This window comes from Marinomonas sp. G8-14, assembly GCF_055808935.1.
Genome location: NZ_CM147891.1, coordinates 4,421,242 through 4,439,762 on the forward strand (window position 1 = coordinate 4,421,242; position 18,521 = coordinate 4,439,762).

Consider the following 18,521-nt stretch of genomic DNA (forward strand, 5'->3'; position numbering starts at 1 on the left):
AAAAAACCTATATTCCATATTGATCTATTTTGCGGTTTTTATATTCTTTTACGTTATTTTTGATGGTGGGTAGAATTCTTTTTTTCGACGTAGAAGGCGTTTTAAATGGAATGGCAGGGTTGGTTTTGCTTAGCATTGACTGTTGTAGCATTGAGTCTGTTAACGCTAACAAGAATGGCACCACATTTTGTAATGATGGCTGTGATGACGATTCTCAGTGCGATGGGAATTTTGTCAGGTGACGAGGCTTTGGCTGGCTTTTCCAATTCGGGATTGATTACGGTCGCGGCCATGTTTGTAGTGGCCGCTGGTATACATGGTTCTGGTGGCGTTGACTTGATGGTGAATAGGGCGTTGGGTCATCCTAAATCCGTACGTTCTGCCCTTTGTCGGATTTTTGCACCGGTTGTTGTGTTGAGTGGCTTTTTGAACAACACTCCCGTTGTGGCGACTATGATCCCAGCCATTCATGCTTGGTCTCGTAAAATAAAAATTCCTCCTTCTAAACTGATGATTCCTTTAAGTTATACCGCGATTCTTGGTGGCACTTTGACACTCATCGGGACCAGTACCAACCTGGTGGTGAATGGTCAGTACCAAGAGGCTCACCGGGAACGCTGGCTTTTCTTTGTTCTCTATTACCGCTGTTGGTATCCCTGTTGCGTTGGCTGGTATGGCCTTTATTTGGATGTTTTTGCCTAAATGGTTACCTGATCGTAGCGATAAACAAGCGTTTGGCAATCTGCGAGAGTTTACGTTGGAAGTGACGGTAGACCCAAATGGACTCTTAGTTGGAAAGACAGTTCAAAGCGCAAATCTACGAAATTTAGAGCGTGTTTATTTAGTCGAAATTGAGCGACACAATACCATTGTGACAGCGGTATCCTCTGAAGAGGTGTTGCACGGTGGGGACCGTTTGGTGTTTGCTGGTGATACCCAGGCGATTTCGGATTTATTACGCATTCATGGCATTGTTGCTTCTGCAGATAATGGAGAGGTCAGCACACTGAATAAAGATCGTGCTGAGCGTTGTTTGGTGGAAGCGGTTGTTTCACCCCATTGTACCGCATTGGGCAAAAATATTCGCAGTGCTAAGTTTCGTGACCGATATGGTGCGGTTGTGTTGGCGGTGGCACGAAATGGAGAGCGAGTTAAGGGGAACTTAGGGAATATTTATCTAGAAGCGGGTGATACGCTTTTACTGGAAGCGAGACCAGCATTTGTTACGCGTCAACGCTATAACAAAGATTTTTTGCTGATCAACGATTTGGATGCGGAAACGCCAAGACACGACCGAGCTTGGTTGTCTTGGGTGATTCTGGTTGGCGTAGTCGCCGCCGCAGGTTTTGGTTGGATTAGTATGCTAAATGCGGCGCTAATAGGCGCCAGTTTGATGGTCATAACAGGCTGCTGTTCTATTAGTCAGGCAGAAAAAAGTTTGGATTTAACTGTGATTATTACCATTGCTGCCTCTTTTGCTTTGGGGATGGCGTTACAAAAAACGGGCGTTGCGGCGTTTCTTGCTCATAATATGATTCATCTGAGTGGTGGTACTCCTTGGTTGCTGTTAGTTTTGACGTATGTTGTGGTGTCTTTGTTGACCGAGACCATTACCAATAATGCTGCAGCCGTATTGATGTTGCCTATTGTGTTGGAGGCGACTGAGAAGGCAGGGCTAAATAATGAGCCTTTTGTGTTCGCGATTATGATGGCGGCTTCGGCGAGTTTTGCTACGCCACTTGGTTACCAAACTAATTTGATGGTGTATGGACCTGGTGGATATCGGTTCAGTGATTTTCTAAAAGTAGGGATACCGATGAATATATTTATTGGTGTGGTTACCTTAGCCGTACTCATCATAGGTTGGCCTCTGGTTAAAACGCTATAAGGTTTTGAGATAAGGAAAGAGGGTTTTATTCGATTGTTTGGGTAGATTTTGATATAAAAATACTCTCTCTTCATATGCAGTGACAGCATGTCTATTTTTAGGAAGGATACTATGAATATTGTTATCAACATCATTGTGACGTTAGCACTTTTATATTGGCCTGTTGTGCTAATGATGTCTCCCATGATGTTTGCTGCCCCTGGTGCGGATGATGATAAAGGGACGATTTTTACTACGTTCTTTTTTTTGTCTTATCCGGTGACGATTTTTCTTTTATTGGGGGTTTTAGGGGGAAATACTTCGGTCTTAATAGCTTTGCGCTTGCTCTGGTCAGTGCGGTTGTGGTTTTTTTTGTGCTGTCTTTTTTTGGTTATACTGGGATGATTTCAAACGTCATAAAAGGTATCCCTAACAGTGGCTATGGTATTGTTGGGAATACGGTTTATTACAATGCTGATCCGATTATTGGCGCAGATGCTGAAAGTTTTAAAGCGTATAAGAGTGATGATTATCAGAACGATTACAGTGTGGATCAATACGCTGCGGACAATCAGTATCTGTATTTTCGTGGACAACCGCTGCCAGACATCCATCGTGAAAATCTAGTTGGGAAGGTCATTGCTTATGAGTTTTATTGGCTAAACGACACGCAAGTGATAAAGAATGGTGAAGTCATGGCAGATTTGGATCCTCAAACTTTTGGTGATTTCGAGGGTTTTTCCTATTGGACTTACTCAAAATCGGGCGAGAAATACACGCTTTATTATGACAATGTTCCAATCAAGTTGGCGGACTTTTCTTCTTTTGTGCCACTCACCGACATGTTGGCAAAAGATAATAGTCGGATTTTTTATGAGGGTAAGCCTATTGGTATAGAGGCTGATGTTGAAAGTTTTCAAGCGTTTTCCATTTATGGCTTTGCGAGAGACAAAGATCGTCTTTATTATTTTGGTGGTGAGAGCCCTATTGTCGTAAGCGGCGCCGACCCTGAGTCTTTTGATGAATTGGGCTGGAATTATTACAAGGATAAAAACGCGATTTACTATGTTCAGGAAGAAGAGGGCGCATCGATTCTTGAAAATGCTGATCAGCGTAGCTTCCAAATATTAGGTTATGTTGAAGGTCATGAATATGATGCCAAAGACACTCATAGTTATTATGTACGCGGTGAGAAAGTGAGTGGGCAGTAGGTCGAGTTAACATAATAACGCGCAGTATCAATAGCCTGTGTCTGAATAATCAACAGTGGTGTCTGCGGACACATTACCGAGAGAATGCTTAATTGATACGAATCTTATGAATCAATCTTTATTACCGGAACAGCACACAGCAAAATCATTGGCAAATTTGCTGCAGAGAGTCAGCCAAGAAGATCGTCTTGCCTTCTCTGAGCTATATGAGGCTACCCATCGGAAACTTTTTGGTGTTGTTTATCGTATCTTGAAAAATCAGTCAGTATCTGAAGACGTGCTGCAAGAGGTCTATCTTAAAATATGGGATAAAGCATCGAGCTTTGATGCGAGTCTTGCGTCACCCATTACTTGGATGGTGACCATTGCGCGTAACCGCACTATTGATGAAGTACGAAAAAATACCTTACCAGACAGTGAGATCGATGTGGATTTTGATTTAATTGCAGATGACTCGATGGCGCCTGATGACTTTTTTATAAAGAGCCAAGATTTATTAAAGCTAGAAGCGTGTTTGGATGGGCTTGAATCGCCCCGTGCGGAGATGGTTAAAGCGGCTTACCTAGATGGATTTTCGCGCCAAGAGCTTGCAGAACGTTTCGAACAGCCGCTAGGCACGATTAAAACTTGGCTTCATCGCAGTATTAAGCAGCTGCAAGGTTGTATGAATTTATGAATAATCACGAAGAAACATCCATTCACACATTGGCGGCTGAATACGTACTCGGCACCTTGGATAAAGACGAGCGTGATATTGTAGAAGCACGGCGTGTGAACGAGCCTATGCTTGAACAAGCAATTTTACAGTGGCAATCTCGTCTCGCAGGGTTGAATGAATACGTTCAAGAGGCTGAACCAAGAAAAGATCTCTTGGATGACATTTTGCACAAGCTTGATCGAAAGATTGATCAGAAGGTAGAGGACAACAACGTTATTGGCTCTATGGCATCGAATATCGTCGTCGAAATGGACGCGATGCGTGCCAAACTAAAACGCTGGAAATTTACGGCGCTGGGAGCGTCCGCCATTGCCGCTTGCCTTGCGATCTTTATGGTTGTTAAAGCGCCAGTAGCGACAAATGTTCAGACCAATACGCCTTTTGTAGCCGTATTTCAAGCCGATGATAAGCAGCCAGCTTTTATCATGTCTTTAGATATTGAAACTCGTCAGCTGACGGTTCGTCCCGTTACTGCGCAAGGGCAGGCAGCAGGCAAAACGTATCAGTTGTGGATTAAAGCGGATGAAATTGGCCCTGCGCCACGATCTTTAGGTTTATTAGCCGATGTTTCTGCGCCAATTCAAAAGCAAATTAATTATGACCCTGCGGTGATTCGTCATGCGACGTTTGGTATCAGTGTGGAACCCGCTGGTGGTTCTCCAACCGGTGTGCCAACTGGTCCTGCTATTCATGGTCGACTCTACCCTACGTCTTTATAATTTAGACATCATGATCGTCAAAGCCAATCTAAACAGGTTGGCTTTTTTATGTTTTTACCCTCATTTTGAGGTTTTAGAAAAATAATTAAAAAAAACATGTATTTGCTGAAACCTTTTTTAATTGTGCTCGTAGCTATGAGTGTAAAAGGAAAATACTACTCAATAATACACAATTTAGAGGTTTATTATGAAAAATACATTTTCACGTATTGCACTTGGTTTAGGTATTTTGACAATGACTGGTGCTGCGTTAGCGGGTGGAATGAGCGGTAAACTTGCTGTTAAAGGCAGTGATCAAGATGTTTCGGGTGGAACCGTCAGTGCTGATATGGTTATGGCTGATAGCAACGGTTGGTTAGTTGTACATCGCACGGATAAGGCGATGAAGCCCGGTCCTGTGGTGGCTTACGCGCCACTTAAAAAAGGCGAAAATCATGATGTGGCAGCAATTCTTACCGAATCTGTTAAGCCTGGTGAAATGCTAATGCTGATGTTGCATGGCGAAGCTGGTGGCATGAAAACGGGTATTTTTGAATACACCTTAGGCGCGAAAGAAGATGGGCCGATCAAGGTGGACGGCAAGCTAGTGATGGATGTGATTACAGCAAAATAATATAGAAGATTATTCAATAAGGGGTCGATGAATTTTTCTCGCCCCCTTATTTTTATGTATTTTGTTTATCCCAGTAAGGGTGTGAACGGCCAAAAAAGTCAGCCATAAAGTCGAGAAAATACATAACTTTTGATGACTTCATCCGATTTCCAGGATAGAGGGCGTAAATACTTTGTTGAGTATCTTTTTCTGAACCTTCCCAGTTTTCTAACAAGGCGACTAATTCCCCAGATGCTAAATGCTGAAACACCAACCAGCGTGGAAATAAGATAACTCCTTGGCCAGCTAAAGCGGCTTGTACCAATATATCCGCGTTATTGCTGCATAGGTTTCCGGTGACTTCAATACATTCGAATAAGGTTTTGTCTTCTTGGCGAAAGTACCAATTACGCCGTCCGTTATTGCCCTTATAAACCAAACAATTTAAGTCGAGCAGTTGCTTGGGGTGGGACAGGTGGCCGATTTTATCTTTTATGCTTTGCAGATAATTAGGCGCTGTGCACAGTACGAATTGCTCATCTGCAATGGCTTGGTAATTTAAACTAGAGTCTTCAAATTCACCAATGCGAATAACAATGTCTGAGCCATTGGCGACAGGATCTACATAGGCATCGGTAAGCATCAATTCGACGTTAATGTCTGGATAGCGTTGTTGAAACTGACAGATTAATTTGGACAAGTGTAAACGAGCAAATGAAACGGGCGCGTTAATATTTAAGTTACCTTGTGGTGTGAGAAGCGAGCCTTTGACGTGTTCGGTAGCTAAATCTAGGCTGGTTAATACTTCTCTGACTTCAGCGAAATAATAGGCACCTACTTCCGTCAGTTTAACCGCACGTGTGTGTCGGTGAAATAGACGTTGGCCAAGCTCTTCTTCCAAGGCTGAAATGTATCGAGAGATAGAAGAGGGCGGTAAATCCAATTCTTTTGCTGCCGCAATAAAGCTACCTGTTTTGGCAACGGAAAGAAAAACTCTAAGTGGTTTGATGCTCATAGTGCAATTATCACTTGTTATTTGTGTTATTGATTTAATTTAAGCACTAATTAAGAATGCCCGCAACGAAAACGAGTGGAACGAAACATATGCAAATAATGGTTTATCTTCTGGTGTTAGCGGCGGGTATGGGATTGTCTATTGAAGCTGGGCTTTTAGGGCCTTTAGGTGAGTTAGTCGGGCACTTTTCAGCCACGCTAGCGATTTTTATGATTGGGTCGATATTGCTGTCATTGATTATGATTTTTTTGCCAAGCCAAATTTACCTGAGCTATTCAAACAGCCTAAATGGCTACTGACTGGCGGCGTGTTGGGGCCTATTTATGTGGTATTTCTCACCATAGCCACACCAATTATTGGTGTCGGTATGACGATGACCAGTGTTTTATTAGGACAAATCGGCATGAGCCTCGTGATTGATCACTATGGTTTGTTGGGCAGTGAAAAACGCGGGATTGATCCGTATCGAATTTTGGCTGTGATGATGATTATTGTCGCCCTTTGGCTTTTGAGTTAGGAGCAAATAGTATGACGGTATTTTTCGCAGTTTTTATGTTGATATTGGGCGGTGTTGCGTTGTCAGTACAATCTTCCATTAATGGACGTCTTGGTAATAGCGTTGGTGTGATCGCCAGTGCTTGGCTGACGTTTGTTATTGGTTTCGCTATCTCATTTTTATTGTTTTTTTCTTTGAACCGAACCATGAAGTCACCCTTTTTAGTGCGCCAAAGTGGCAACTAAGTGGCGCTTTATTTGGCGTAATGTACATGTTGATTGTGGTCTTTGCCGTGCCTAAAATTGGTATTGCTGCAGCAACTGTTTGTACTATTTCGGGTCAGTTAATTATGAATCTAATCATCGATCATTTTGGCTGGTTGGAAAATAATATCATTCCATTAGATAGCAGTAGATACATGGCGATTTTGCTACTAGTGGGCGCTATTACAATGATTTACCTAAGTAATAAGCGTATCGCTAAAGCCGCATCATAAAACATTTATTTTGTTTTTAACGGCCTAGTCGATTCGTGATAAATAGATTGGCTAGGCTATTTTGTCTTTACTCTTCAAATACAACCGTCTCAATAGAACTGTCTCGAGAAAAGTCACTGAACAACGTTCTGTATTATTCACTTTGCTTGTAAACTGACATCTTTTGGTAAAACACTGTCGACTATAGATTCAGTAATTACGGAGTAGAAATGGATATTCAGAAAGTTGATATGGCTGATTTGGAACTTGTTAAGCACTTTATTGGCCAAGTATCTGCTGTGGATGTGTTGCCTAATTTTAATGATCAAGGTAAGGCTGAGTACAAAGCGCGTGTTTTGCCAGATATTATTACAACGTTTGATGCAGCGCGTTTTCAGACACTTAAAGTCGTCTTTGCTGGCGAGATCGTGGGTTTTGGTGCGTTACGCGATGGCAATTATCTTACCCACTTATTTGTGTCTAAATCGGTACAAGGTCAGGGAATAGGAAAGCGACTCCTTAGTGCTTTATTAAATACGACAGAAGCTAAAGAAATTAGCCTGCGCTCTTCAGTGAATGCGGTTGGTTTTTATGAATCGTATGGGTTTGAGGCTACAGGCAGTGAGGCTGATTTCAATGGTATTCGCTTTGTGCCTATGAGCTTGGCGCGTTGATCACATCACTAGAAGGAAGGTTCTTTTGCTTGAGTTAAAAACAATAGGTCTTTTTATGCTGACAGCATTGGCAGAAATTGTTGGCTGTTACCTACCTTATCTTTGGTTGCGTGAAGATAAAACGATCTGGTTATTAGTACCTGCGGCGTTAAGTTTGGCTGTGTTTGCTTGGCTTCTGACGTTGCATCCAACGGCATCAGGAAGAGTCTATGCGGCTTATGGCGGTGTTTATATCTTTATGGCGGTTTTATGGTTGTGGGTGGTTGACGGTATTCGCCCGACAACGTGGGACATGGTGGGGCTCTGCAGTAGCACTGTTAGGCATGGCTATTATTATGTTTGCGCCACGGACTACATAATATGGTTTAATTGATAGTTTTAAACGGACAGATCTAAAGGGTAAGTGTTAACTGAGGGAGAGATTTTAAACATGGCATTTTCAGAGCAAGAGAAAAAAGCATTACTTGAATTGAAAGGTGTTGGGCCTACTGTTATTAAGCGTTTTGAAGAAATCGGTATTGATTCATTCGAAAAACTGGCTGCTTATGAAGCAAAAGATATCGCCGGCATGGTTGCTTCGATGTTGAGAACAACCTGTTGGAAAAATAGTCCGCAGGCTTTGTCTGCTGTAGATTCTGCGATAGTTCGAGCTAGACAGGGCGTTTCTTAAAATCTAATGTTAAAGCCTAATGATGTGGGGACGACCTCACCACTCTAATTAATAATGAGGACGACCTTAATAACATGAGCTGGTTTATTCTAGTCATTGCAGGGTTATTGGAAGTAAGTTGGGCTATTGGCTTGAAATATACCGAGGGCTTTACCAAGTTATAGCCCTCAATAGGGACTATTTTGTCATTGGTTGTTAGCTTTGTATTACTTGGTTTGGCGATGAAAATATTACCTGTGGGTGTGGCTGATGCAGTATGGGTTGGCATAGGTTTGGTTGGCACAGCAATGCTGGGTATTTTGTTGTTTGATGAATCAGCCCAGACATTAAAGCTAATCAGTCTTGGCTTAATCTCCGCTGGAGTAGTGGGTTTGAAATTGACTAGTTCTTAATTAACAGTAGCTTCTTATTATTCAAACATAGCGCTAGATTTTTTAGCGTTAGGTTTTATTTTAATGTCATAAGTGAGTTTATTTAATGCTTTTATATAGAGGCATTTTTTTATGTTTCTCTTCGCACAAGTCGAAAATTCTCTCGATAACTTACTACGAATGTGGTCAGTAGAATAATACATATTGTAGCGATATCGTAATCGATGACAAAGCATATTTTGGACTTTGTTGCGCTGAGTAATAGTGGAGAGGGTTTTGTTATACCAGATGAATACGATGCTTTTCAATATTCTGAAAATTTACGTTTGCCAATCGATGCAAATGGACAAAGGGAAGGTATGGTTTCTCTGCATGTTGATCAGAAAGACTTTCAACCGATTGAGCCAGGTCAGGTGGTAATGGAAACGTTTGCAGGAGAAAAAATTACTTGGCAGAGGGATTATACCGCCTATCCATTGTTTATTAATGAAGCGGCTTATCATAAGAGCCACAGTGCGATGACGCTTTCTAAAAAAATTGTGATGTCTTGTCGAGATTATAAGTCGTCAAAATTGTAAATATCTTCATAGACTAAAAAAATAAGGCCAGATAATCTGGCCTTATTTTTAATAGCGTAACTATAAATGATTGAGCTTCAGTTCAATAGACTTTTGAATGCCCTCTGCATCCAGTCCTACGCGTTTCAACATGGAGGCATGGCTGGCATGTTCTTCGTATTGATCCGGTAAACCAAGATGAAGAACTGGAGTGTTGATGTTGTTAGCAAGTAAAAACTCACTTACTGCAGAACCCGCACCGCCCATGATGGCGTTTTCTTCCACAGTAACAATCAATTTAGCTGTGCGTTGAGCCAGCAAGGCTTCCTTATCAAGTGGCTTAACAAAACGCATATCAAGAAGGGTGGCATCAAAATGCTTAGCCGCTTGCAACGCATCATAAGTCGGTCGGCCAAAAGCACAAATAACGATACCTGATTGTCCTGTTCTTAAGGTTCGTGATTTACCGATTTCTAGCGTATCTAGGGCGCTATCAATGTCGATACCTGGACCTGTGCCACGAGGATAGCGAACCGCTGCTGGGCCTTTATACTGATAACCAGTTTGGAGCATTCTACGACATTCGTTTTCATCAGATGGGGCCATTACCACCATATTAGGGATACAGCGAAGATAGCTTAAATCGTAAACACCTGCGTGTGTTGGACCGTCTTCGCCCACTAATCCAGCTCGGTCAATGGCGAATAAAACATCAAGATTTTGCAGTGCCACATCGTGAATAAGCTGGTCATAAGCACGTTGCAGAAACGTGGAGTAGATAGCAACCACAGGTTTGATGCCATCGCATGCCATGCCAGCGGCTAGCGTTACGGCATGTTGTTCGGCGATCGCGACATCGAAATATCGTTCTGGAAAGCGTTCTGCGAAATCAATGAGATCTGAACCCTCTTTCATAGCAGGTGTGATAGCAACCAGCTTATCGTCTTGCTCTGCCGCATCACATATCCATTTACCAAAAACATTGCAGTATTTTGGCAGTTTGCTTTTCTCTTCGTTTGGTTTCGGGTCAGGTTCTATCTTATTGATAGCGTGGTAGCCGATAGGGTCGCCTTCAGCAGGTTCAAAGCCTTTGCCTTTCTTTGTAATGACATGAAGGAATTGAGGACCTTTTCGATCTTTTAGATTTGATATGGTAGTTAATAAGTGATCCATATCGTGACCATCAATAGGGCCGATGTAATTAAAGCCGAGGCTCCTCGAACATCATGCCGGGCGATACCATGCCTTTCATGTGCTCTTCTGCTTTACGAGCCAGCTCAAGGGCAGAGGGTAGCCCTGAGAACACTTTGCGCCCACCTTCACGAATATGGTCGTAAGTTTTACTCGCCCAAATCCGAGCAAAGTAGCTGGATAATGCACCTACAGGCTTGGAAATAGACATTTCGTTGTCGTTCAAAATGACCAGCATATCGGCTTTGACATCGCCTGCATGATTAAGCGCTTCAAAGGCCATGCCTGCTGACATGGCACCATCACCAATGATAGCAACAGCTTTGCGGCCTGTTTTTAACTGACGTGCAGCAAGAGACATGCCAAGCGCTGCACCAATTGATGTACTAGAATGACCAACGCCAAACGTATCGTATTCACTTTCATCGCGTTTTGGGAATCCTGAGATCCCATTTTCTTGACGTATATTAAGCAAGGCTTCGCGACGGCCTGTTAGAATTTTATGAGGGTAAGCTTGATGGCCGACGTCCCAAACGATGCGGTCTTCAGGTGTGTTGTATAAGTAATGAAGGGCTACGGTGAGTTCAACAACTCCCAGTCCTGCACCAAAATGTCCGCCAGTTTGCCCGACGCTATAAAGCATGAACTCTCGTAACTCACGAACAAGCGTTGGTAGTTGCTCTTTTTTAAAAGCGCGCAAGTCAGCTGGAGCATTGACTTGATCAAGCAGTGGTGTTTCAGGTCGCGCTGTAGGTATCTCTTCGAACATGGGCACAGGTTTGGTCACATATTAGTTAGTCTAAAAAAGCGGGTAAGTATATCAGTGGTTGCGGCCAATAATATAGTTCGCAAGCTCAACTAAAGGTTGAGCAGCGTCACCAAAGGGTGAAATCGCAGTTATGGCTTGCTCATGCAGGCGTTGAGCAAGTAATTGAGCACCTTCTAAACCAAGCAGCTTAGGATAAGTTGGTTTATTTGCGTCCTCATCCGAAAATTGTGTTTTACCTAGTGTGGTTGTATCACTGGTGATATCAATAATGTCATCTTGCACTTGAAAGGCGAGTCCAATCGCTATCGCATAAGCGTCTAATGCGGCCAATTCAGCTTCGTTATTAGCGCCAGTACTGATTGCCCCCATACGAATACTGGCACGAATGAGCGCGCCGGTTTTGTGTTGGTGCATTTGCTCAAGCGCATTGATATCGATATCTTTGCCCACGTTAGCTAGGTCAATCATTTGTCCTGTGACCATGCCATGGCGACCTGAAGCGACAACCAGTTCTTGAATTAATTGTAGCTGGATTTTTATGTTTTGGTGCTTGGTGTCGCTTAATAATTCGAAAGCAAACGTTTGTAATGCATCGCCTGCTAATATGGCTGTCGCCTCGTCGTACTGAATATGACAGGTAGGTTTGCCACGGCGTAAGTCATCATTGTCCATGGCTGGAAGGTCGTCATGGATTAGGGAATAGGCATGGATTGACTCAATGGCTGCTGCACAAGCATCTGTAAGACTGTTTGCTTCACCAAATAAGGAAGCGGCGGCATAGGTCAACATAGGGCGAACGCGTTTGCCGCCATTAAATAAGCTGTATGCCATAGCCTCCTGTAAATGATCTGCGGGTTTATATTGGTCTAAATTTTGCGTAAGGTATGCATCTACGCGCTGACGGGCGTATTTAGAAAAATCGTTTAGCGTCACGAATTTAATTCCGGATCAAAGGTTTCTAGGTGTTCACCATCTTGCTTTTCTAGCAAAATTTGAACCTTTTGCTCAGCTTGTGTTAAGACCGTTTGACATTCTTGGCTAAGCTTTACGCCTTTTTCAAAGGCTTTTAATGCTTCTTCGAGTGAGAGCTGATTCGATTCAAGTTGTGTGACCAGCGTGTCCAACTCGCTGAGGTTCTCTTCAAAATGGCGGACATTTGTTTTACGTGACATGATGACTACTCTTATTTTGAACCTACGTTTTGTAACAGAAAATTGCCCATTGTTCGAGGGAGTGTTAATGAAAATTACAAAAATCCTGTAAGAAGATGTCATCCTTTGTCTTTGTTTCGTATAGAATCACTAGCATTAATTGGTCGTATTATAGCTTTTTTGTCAGGAGACGTGTGTGGATATCGCAACGTTAATAGGACTTGTTGGGTCTTTTATAGTAATTATTTCCGCCATTTTTGTTGGTGGGTCAGCGGGAATGTTTATTGATACAGCATCCACGTTGATTGTTTTGGTCGGATCTACTTTCGTTGTTTTGATGCAATATCCTTTAAGCCAGTTTCTTAGCGCGGGTAAGGTGGCGGCAAAAGCGTTTATGTTTAAAAGCGTTCCGTTAGATACTTTGATCGATGAAATATACGGATTAGCCGATGAAGCACGAAAAGGGGGGTTGCTTTCTTTAGAAGGAAAAGAAGTTGGACACCCTTTTTTGTCAAAAGGCATTCAAATGTTGGTGGATGGTCATGATAGTAATGTTGTGAAAAGCCAATTAACTAAAGATATGAACCAGTCGTATCTTCGTCATACGGCTGGCGCTAAAGTGTTTAAAGCCTTTGGTGATGTTGGCCCTGCGATGGGGATGATAGGGACACTGGTCGGCTTGGTGCAGATGCTGGCTAACATGGACGACCCTAAGGCTATCGGCCCTGCGATGGCTATTGCCTTATTGACCACTCTTTATGGTGCGATGTTAGCAAACATGGTGTGCTTGCCCATTCAAGCTAAGTTAAACATTCGTGCTAATGAGGAGTTAACTTGTCAGAAGCTTATTTTGGATGCCTTGCTTGCCATTCAGTCAGGCCAAAACCCTCGTATTTTGGATGGTGCTTTAAAAACCTATATTGCTGAAAGCAAGCGAACTGAACGTGAATAATATTTTAGTTGTAAACGGATTCGATAATGAGTGATGAAGAAGAGTCAGATTGCCCCGAATGTGTAGAGGGCTTACCTGCTTACATGGGAACGTTTGCGGATCTCATGTCGTTGTTAATGTGTTTCTTTGTACTTTTGCTGTCGTTTGCTGAGATGGATGTGTTGAAATTTAAGCAGCTTGCTGGTTCATTGAAAGCAGCGTTTGGTGTGCAGAGTGAATTGAAAGCAGATTCAATTCCGATGGGAACGTCGATAATTGCCCAAGAGTTTAGTCCAGGTCGACCTGAGCCAACACCGATTAATGAAGTGAGGCAAAAAGTAGACAGTACTCCTGAAAATACGCTTGAGGTTATTTGTAAGCCTGGTGATGCGGAATTGAAAGAGCAAAATAACTCCGGCTCCCCTTCGCCAGTTACTTTTGTGGATAAATCTAACGCGGATCTTGATCGAGAGAAAAAAATTCAAGAAACAGAGGGCGATGCGCAAATGATTGCCTCAGTGATGCGTGAAGAGATTTCAAAAGGTACAGTCGAAATAGAAACGCAAGAGCAGACAATCACGATAAGGATTAAGGACAAAGGATCGTTTGAGTCCGGTTCTGCGGAGCTAAATTACGACTTTATTCCTGTTATTGACTTAATTCGTGATGTCTTGGCAGGTATTCAAGGGACAATTTCAGTCGAAGGGCATACGGATAATGTGCCGATTGACAGCCGTCGTTTTCGCTCGAATTGGCAGCTATCTTCTGCCCGAGCCATTTCTGTCGCTGAAGAGTTATTTTCAACTGGAATTCTTAATCAGGATCGTTTTGCCGTGACTGGTTATGCGGATACCCGTCCTTTGGTGCCAAATGACACCTCAGTGAACCGCGCCACAAATCGGCGTGTTGAAATTGTGATTAAGCAAAATGACACCTCTCGTCCGACTATGCGGACGACGGTGGATGATGTTCCTTCCGATGGCGCCATTGAGTTTGGTTTGGACAATGTTGAAGAGTTGCGGCCTAATGAAATCTTTTAGGCGTTTTAGCGCGTAGATATATAAAAAGAAGCTTCGGCTTCTTTTTTTGTTTGTATGGCGAGTTGTTGATTTTTAATGCTGAGATTCAAGAGAATTTTTGCTATGGTTTGCGCAGACAAAATTGAGGAAACAGACAAATGCGAGTAGCAGTTATTGGCGCGTCCGGGCGCATGGGAAAAAATTTAATTACCGCTATTAATGACGCTAATGGTGTTTTTTTGGGCGCGGCTATTTTAAAGCCTGGCAGTAGTTTGATTGGGGCCGATGCAGGCGAGATTGCTGGGGTTGGAAAATTGGGCGTTGCTGCGGTTGCGTCGTTGGCTGATTGTGTGGATGATTTTGATGTTCTAATTGATTTTACCACACCGACGTTAACGTTAGAAAATGCCGCTTTTTGTGCTAAACATCAAAAAGCCATCGTGGTTGGAACAACGGGTTTAAATGACGCTGAAAAAGCAAAACTAAATGAAGCAGCAAAACGATCGCCTATAGTATTTGCCCCTAATATGAGTGTTGGTGTGAATTTAACGCTTAAGCTATTGGCGACTGCTGCGCAGATTTTGGGTGATGATTATGATGTGGAAATTGTAGAGGCGCATCACCGTCACAAAGTCGACTCACCTTCTGGTACGGCATTACGTATGGGGGAAGTGGTTGCTGAAGCGTTAGGACGCAATTTAAAAGAATGTGCTGTCTATGGTCGTGAAGGCCAAACTGGTGCCCGTACTCAAAAAGAAATTGGCTTTGAGACCATTCGCGCGGGCGATGTTGTTGGTGAGCACAGCGTTTGGTTTGCGACTGAAGGTGAGCGTATTGAGATTGTTCACAAGGCTAGTAGTCGAATGACCTTTGCCAAAGGTGCTGTACGTGCAGCAAGCTGGTTAGAGGGGAAATCTGCAGGTATGTATGATATGCAGGATGTGCTGAATTTAAAATAATGGTTTGATAGCATTATATAAGATCAAAAAATGGCCGCATCGTTGCGGCCATTTTTTGTTAATTCTGATATGTGCTAAGCCATAGCGTCAGGAGAATTAATATCCAATAGTGGAGCAGCATCGAGATTTTCTGCGTCCATCATCATAGCAATACGTTGTAATGATGAAAGGACTTGAGTTTGTTCCCAGCCCTCTAGTGATTCAAACTCGTCAATGAACTTTTCATGAAGTAATGGTGGCGTTGTTTTGAGTATTTCAAGTCCGGACTCTGTTAGTCGTGCATTGACAATTCGTTTGTCTTTTTGTGCTCTAACTCGTTCTACGTATTTTCGATCTTCCAAACGATTTAATATGGTTGTCACGGTTGCTTGGCTTAATGAGACACTATCCGATATCTTGCGAACCGTTACATCGCCAAGTGCTTCGATAGAACGCAGTACCATAATTTGTGGAATCGTTAATCCGCAAGCTTTTACTACACGCTTTGATTGAAGATCAGTAGCGCGAATAATGCGTCGTAGATGGACTAAAACGTCGTGTAAGTGTTGTGGTGAGTTAGGCATATGTATTCAGTAATCCCGAAAATTTTACGGATTATAGGGTTTTGTTTTGATCTGTAAAAGATTAGTTTGAAAAGTTACAGTTCAAAGTATATAGGTGTTTTTCGTTTTTGCCAATAATCTCGCTATGGACAACAGAAAAACACCGTTATCCTAACGATCTTTTATTGTGTCAAACGCCGCAATAGCCGCTAACCTTGCTGATTTATAATCAATGATAGGTATAGGGTAGTGGCAGCGTTTTCTTTGTTCAGGTTTAGGGTCATGAATGGATTTTGCGTCAAGTTTGGCGAGCCTCCGGAACAAAGCGTCGAATAAAATCTCCATTTTCATCGTAAGTTTGAGATTGTCTTGTGGGGTTGAAAACACGGAAATAAGGAGCGGCATCGCATCCGGTGGATGCGCTCCATTGCCATCCACCATTGTTTGCCGCGAACTCTCCATCAATGAGTTTACTCATGAAGTAAGCCTCGCCCTTGCGCCAATCGGCAAACATTAGTTTGGTAAAAAAGCTGGCAGTGATCATTCTTAAGCGGTTATGCATCCACCCCGTTTGGTTTAATTGACGCATGGCTGCATCAACAATAGGGAAGCCTGTTCTGCCTTCACACCATGCTTGAAATTCTTCTTCGTTCTCTCTCCATACCAGGGCATCTGTTTCTGGCTTGAATGGTCGATTCATGCAAAGAAAAGGAAAATGGCTCATCAACTGGCGGTAAAAGTCACGCCATGCAAGCTCTTTTAGCCAGATACTTTCTTGCCAGCGTCTTCCTTCTTGGTTACAAATATAGAGAATGGCCTCTAAACATTGTCTTGGCCCTAAAGCACCTAAGGCAAGATAAGGTGATAATGTGCTGGTGGCGGGCTTCAATGGGATAATCTCTAGCAGTTTGGTAATGGCGTTCTTTGTGATGACAGAACTGCCAAAGTTTTTGTTTTGCTGTGTCATGATCGGCTGGCCATAGATCGTCTCTAAATGGTTTTTCCCATGTCAAATTTAAGCTGGGCTTCTGGCAGCGGCTCTGCTTGGGGCTCAGGCATTGGCATCGGTGTGTTATCTTGTTGAGCAAGCAGACTTATCCATTTGTTGAAAAAGGGTGTGAAGACTTTAAATGGCGTACCTTGCTGACTCAGCACATCTTGCGGAACAATGATGTCAGTCGCTTGTACGTGAGTGTGAATCTGATGTTGCTGTAACTGTTCACACACTGCTAGATCGCGCTGCTGTTCGTGAATCGGTAAGTCGCGGTTAAACCAAAGATGTTTGATATTGTGGTTGAGACAGAAAGTGGTGATGGCTTCAGGGAGTTGGTCAAACGTGTCGGCATCAATAACATGCAACGGGATGCCTAGTGTTGCTAAGGTGTTAGCAAGAGACTTCATCAGCCCAGCGCGAAGGCCAGTTTTTGCGTCTGATTCGTTATGTTTCTCCCACTGTATTGGTGTAGGGGTTAGGATAACCGCTATGCCTTGCTCTGCCTTGCCCGCTTCGAGTGAGGCGAAATAGAGCGCAGGGTTATCCAGACAACGAAGATCGTTTCTTAACCAAACCAGATGTTCAATGTTCATTTTTCTGTGTTACCTTCAAACTGTATTACGAATACCAAGAGGCGATGGATAGGGGATAAAGTAGCTTTGTTGGTTTACATATTCACTGCCGTAATGCTTTAAGTAGTGACGAAGTAAAGTAACGGGAGTGGCAAGGTTAACTTCGCCGCGTCGGTATTGCTCAACCACATCTAAAATATCGTTGCGCACCGATACATCTACAGCGTGCTTTAAATACCCCACTAGATGCATAAGAACATTGCAATGGTTTTTGCGTTCGGCTGGTTTTGATAGTGTGGTCATTAAAATGTCAAAATAAGCCGTTTTTAATTCATCAAAAGGTCTTGGGTCATTACCTGAGAGCATGCGTCCAAGCTGACGATAAGTAGGTTGTGAGTGGGCCATGACCATGTATTTGTAACGACTGTGGAAGGCGATCAGGTCTTTCATCCGAGCATCAGCAGTCATGCTGTGACGAAAATCATGATGAGTGAAGACTCGCAGCAAAAAATTTTCACGCAGTGCGGGGTCATTTAAACGTCCGTCTTCTTCAATCGGTAGCAATGGATAGCGTTGTCTCAGTGCTTTGGTAAAAAGTCCGACACTTCTTTGCATGTGCGGGTGACCATTTTCCTGATAAACCTTGATTCGTTCCATGCCACAACTTGGTGACTTTTTCATCAAAATATAGCCGTCTAAATGGTCTAGTTTTTCTAGGTACTGGTTAGACGCCGCCATGAAAACATCAGAAACATCTTGATCAGAATGTTTGCTGAAAACCATTCTTGGTGAGTTAGGATCGCCCTCTAGTCGTAGCGTTGGGCGAGGTGTACCGAAGCCGGCCGCCACTTCAGGACAAAATTTCTGGTAGTCAAAATATTGGCTGAGTATGTTGTCACAATAGTCTGAATGACTATGGCCACCATTAAAGCGAACATTGTCTCCGAGTAGGCAAGAGCTGATTCCAACTGGGATTTTATGGGGCAATTGATCCGGTGACGGTTGCGAGTGCGTCATAGTTGAATCCT

The 18,521-nt window shown here is 43.0% G+C and carries 17 protein-coding genes and 6 pseudogenes; 15 read left to right on the forward strand and 8 right to left on the reverse strand.

Annotated elements, in window-relative coordinates; all coding sequences use genetic code 11:
• The first annotated feature begins 204 nt into the window (after positions 1-204).
• From AC0L6V_RS22610 to AC0L6V_RS22630, 5 genes and pseudogenes are all read left to right on the forward strand, one after another.
• Positions 205-1,888, forward strand: a pseudogene (locus AC0L6V_RS22610) (SLC13 family permease).
• A 353-nt stretch (positions 1,889-2,241) separates the two neighbouring features.
• Complete coding sequence (locus AC0L6V_RS22615; RefSeq protein ID WP_418138632.1) at positions 2,242-3,078, forward strand: DKNYY domain-containing protein; 837 nt, start codon at positions 2,242-2,244, stop codon at positions 3,076-3,078.
• A 106-nt stretch (positions 3,079-3,184) separates the two neighbouring features.
• Positions 3,185-3,754: a sigma-70 family RNA polymerase sigma factor gene (locus tag AC0L6V_RS22620; protein WP_265220595.1), complete on the forward strand. Its 570-nt coding sequence runs from the start codon at positions 3,185-3,187 to the stop codon at positions 3,752-3,754.
• Positions 3,751-4,515: an anti-sigma factor gene (locus tag AC0L6V_RS22625; protein WP_265220596.1), complete on the forward strand. Its 765-nt coding sequence runs from the start codon at positions 3,751-3,753 to the stop codon at positions 4,513-4,515. The genes AC0L6V_RS22620 and AC0L6V_RS22625 overlap by 4 nt, the downstream gene beginning before the upstream one ends.
• A gap of 187 nt (positions 4,516-4,702) precedes the next feature.
• On the forward strand, positions 4,703-5,128 hold the full coding sequence (locus tag AC0L6V_RS22630; RefSeq protein ID WP_409419122.1) for a DUF7282 domain-containing protein: 426 nt from the start codon (positions 4,703-4,705) through the stop codon (positions 5,126-5,128).
• 52 nt (positions 5,129-5,180) lie between these two features.
• On the opposite strand, the gene AC0L6V_RS22635 is transcribed toward AC0L6V_RS22630, so the two are convergent.
• Entirely contained in the window at positions 5,181-6,122 is a 942-nt protein-coding gene (locus AC0L6V_RS22635) for a LysR family transcriptional regulator (RefSeq protein WP_265220598.1), read from the reverse strand.
• Positions 6,123-6,250: 128 nt separating this feature from the next.
• Between AC0L6V_RS22635 and AC0L6V_RS22640 the strand changes: the two are divergent.
• From AC0L6V_RS22640 to AC0L6V_RS22670, 7 genes and pseudogenes are all read left to right on the forward strand, one after another.
• Positions 6,251-6,639, forward strand: a pseudogene (locus AC0L6V_RS22640) (DMT family transporter).
• A gap of 35 nt (positions 6,640-6,674) precedes the next feature.
• Positions 6,675-7,114: pseudogene (locus AC0L6V_RS22645) on the forward strand (DMT family transporter).
• Between the two features lie 209 nt (positions 7,115-7,323).
• Positions 7,324-7,767, forward strand: a complete 444-nt coding sequence (locus AC0L6V_RS22650; protein WP_265220599.1) for a GNAT family N-acetyltransferase — start codon at positions 7,324-7,326, stop codon at positions 7,765-7,767.
• Positions 7,768-7,792: 25 nt separating this feature from the next.
• Positions 7,793-8,126: pseudogene (locus tag AC0L6V_RS22655) on the forward strand (YnfA family protein).
• Positions 8,127-8,197: 71 nt separating this feature from the next.
• Positions 8,198-8,437 carry a helix-hairpin-helix domain-containing protein gene (locus AC0L6V_RS22660; RefSeq protein WP_265220600.1) on the forward strand — a complete coding sequence of 80 codons (240 nt, stop codon included), beginning with the start codon at positions 8,198-8,200 and terminating at the stop codon, positions 8,435-8,437.
• 74 nt (positions 8,438-8,511) lie between these two features.
• Positions 8,512-8,829 (forward strand): annotated as a pseudogene (gene sugE / locus AC0L6V_RS22665) (quaternary ammonium compound efflux SMR transporter SugE).
• A 203-nt stretch (positions 8,830-9,032) separates the two neighbouring features.
• Positions 9,033-9,386 (forward strand): succinylglutamate desuccinylase/aspartoacylase domain-containing protein, encoded by a 354-nt coding sequence (locus AC0L6V_RS22670; RefSeq protein ID WP_265220601.1) that lies wholly within the window; start codon positions 9,033-9,035, stop codon positions 9,384-9,386.
• Positions 9,387-9,446: 60 nt separating this feature from the next.
• On the opposite strand, the pseudogene dxs reads toward AC0L6V_RS22670, so the two are convergent.
• The 3 genes and pseudogenes from dxs to AC0L6V_RS22685 form a co-directional block, all read right to left on the reverse strand.
• Positions 9,447-11,325, reverse strand: a pseudogene (gene dxs, locus AC0L6V_RS22675) (1-deoxy-D-xylulose-5-phosphate synthase).
• 51 nt (positions 11,326-11,376) lie between these two features.
• Positions 11,377-12,258 (reverse strand): polyprenyl synthetase family protein, encoded by an 882-nt coding sequence (locus AC0L6V_RS22680; protein ID WP_265220602.1) that lies wholly within the window; start codon positions 12,256-12,258, stop codon positions 11,377-11,379.
• On the reverse strand, positions 12,255-12,497 hold the full coding sequence (locus tag AC0L6V_RS22685; RefSeq protein WP_265220603.1) for an exodeoxyribonuclease VII small subunit: 243 nt from the start codon (positions 12,495-12,497) through the stop codon (positions 12,255-12,257). Before AC0L6V_RS22685 ends, AC0L6V_RS22680 begins: the two co-directional genes overlap by 4 nt.
• A 175-nt stretch (positions 12,498-12,672) precedes the next feature.
• Between AC0L6V_RS22685 and pomA the strand changes: the two genes are divergently transcribed.
• The 3 genes from pomA (at position 12,673) to dapB (ending at position 15,385) form a co-directional block, all read left to right on the forward strand.
• Positions 12,673-13,428 (forward strand): flagellar motor protein PomA, encoded by a 756-nt coding sequence (pomA, locus tag AC0L6V_RS22690; protein WP_265220604.1) that lies wholly within the window; start codon positions 12,673-12,675, stop codon positions 13,426-13,428.
• Between the two features lie 26 nt (positions 13,429-13,454).
• A complete protein-coding gene (locus AC0L6V_RS22695; RefSeq protein WP_265220605.1) occupies positions 13,455-14,447 on the forward strand; it encodes a flagellar motor protein MotB in 993 nt (330 codons plus the stop codon).
• Between the two features lie 137 nt (positions 14,448-14,584).
• On the forward strand, positions 14,585-15,385 hold the full coding sequence (gene dapB / locus AC0L6V_RS22700; RefSeq protein WP_265220606.1) for a 4-hydroxy-tetrahydrodipicolinate reductase: 801 nt from the start codon (positions 14,585-14,587) through the stop codon (positions 15,383-15,385).
• A 74-nt stretch (positions 15,386-15,459) separates the two neighbouring features.
• Here dapB and AC0L6V_RS22705 read toward each other — a convergent pair whose 3' ends face one another.
• The 4 genes from AC0L6V_RS22705 to AC0L6V_RS22720 all read right to left on the reverse strand — a co-directional run bounded on the left by AC0L6V_RS22705 (position 15,460) and on the right by AC0L6V_RS22720 (position 18,510).
• Positions 15,460-15,948, reverse strand: a complete 489-nt coding sequence (locus tag AC0L6V_RS22705) for a MarR family winged helix-turn-helix transcriptional regulator (RefSeq protein WP_265220607.1) — start codon at positions 15,946-15,948, stop codon at positions 15,460-15,462.
• Between the two features lie 277 nt (positions 15,949-16,225).
• Positions 16,226-16,894, reverse strand: a complete 669-nt coding sequence (locus tag AC0L6V_RS22710) for a cryptochrome/photolyase family protein (RefSeq protein WP_418138633.1) — start codon at positions 16,892-16,894, stop codon at positions 16,226-16,228.
• A 23-nt stretch (positions 16,895-16,917) separates the two neighbouring features.
• Positions 16,918-17,514, reverse strand: coding sequence for a deoxyribodipyrimidine photo-lyase (locus tag AC0L6V_RS22715; protein ID WP_418138634.1), 597 nt, complete (start codon positions 17,512-17,514; stop codon positions 16,918-16,920).
• A 15-nt stretch (positions 17,515-17,529) separates the two neighbouring features.
• A complete protein-coding gene (locus AC0L6V_RS22720) occupies positions 17,530-18,510 on the reverse strand; it encodes a YbgA family protein (RefSeq protein WP_265220610.1) in 981 nt (326 codons plus the stop codon).
• Between the last annotated feature and the right edge of the window lie 11 nt (positions 18,511-18,521).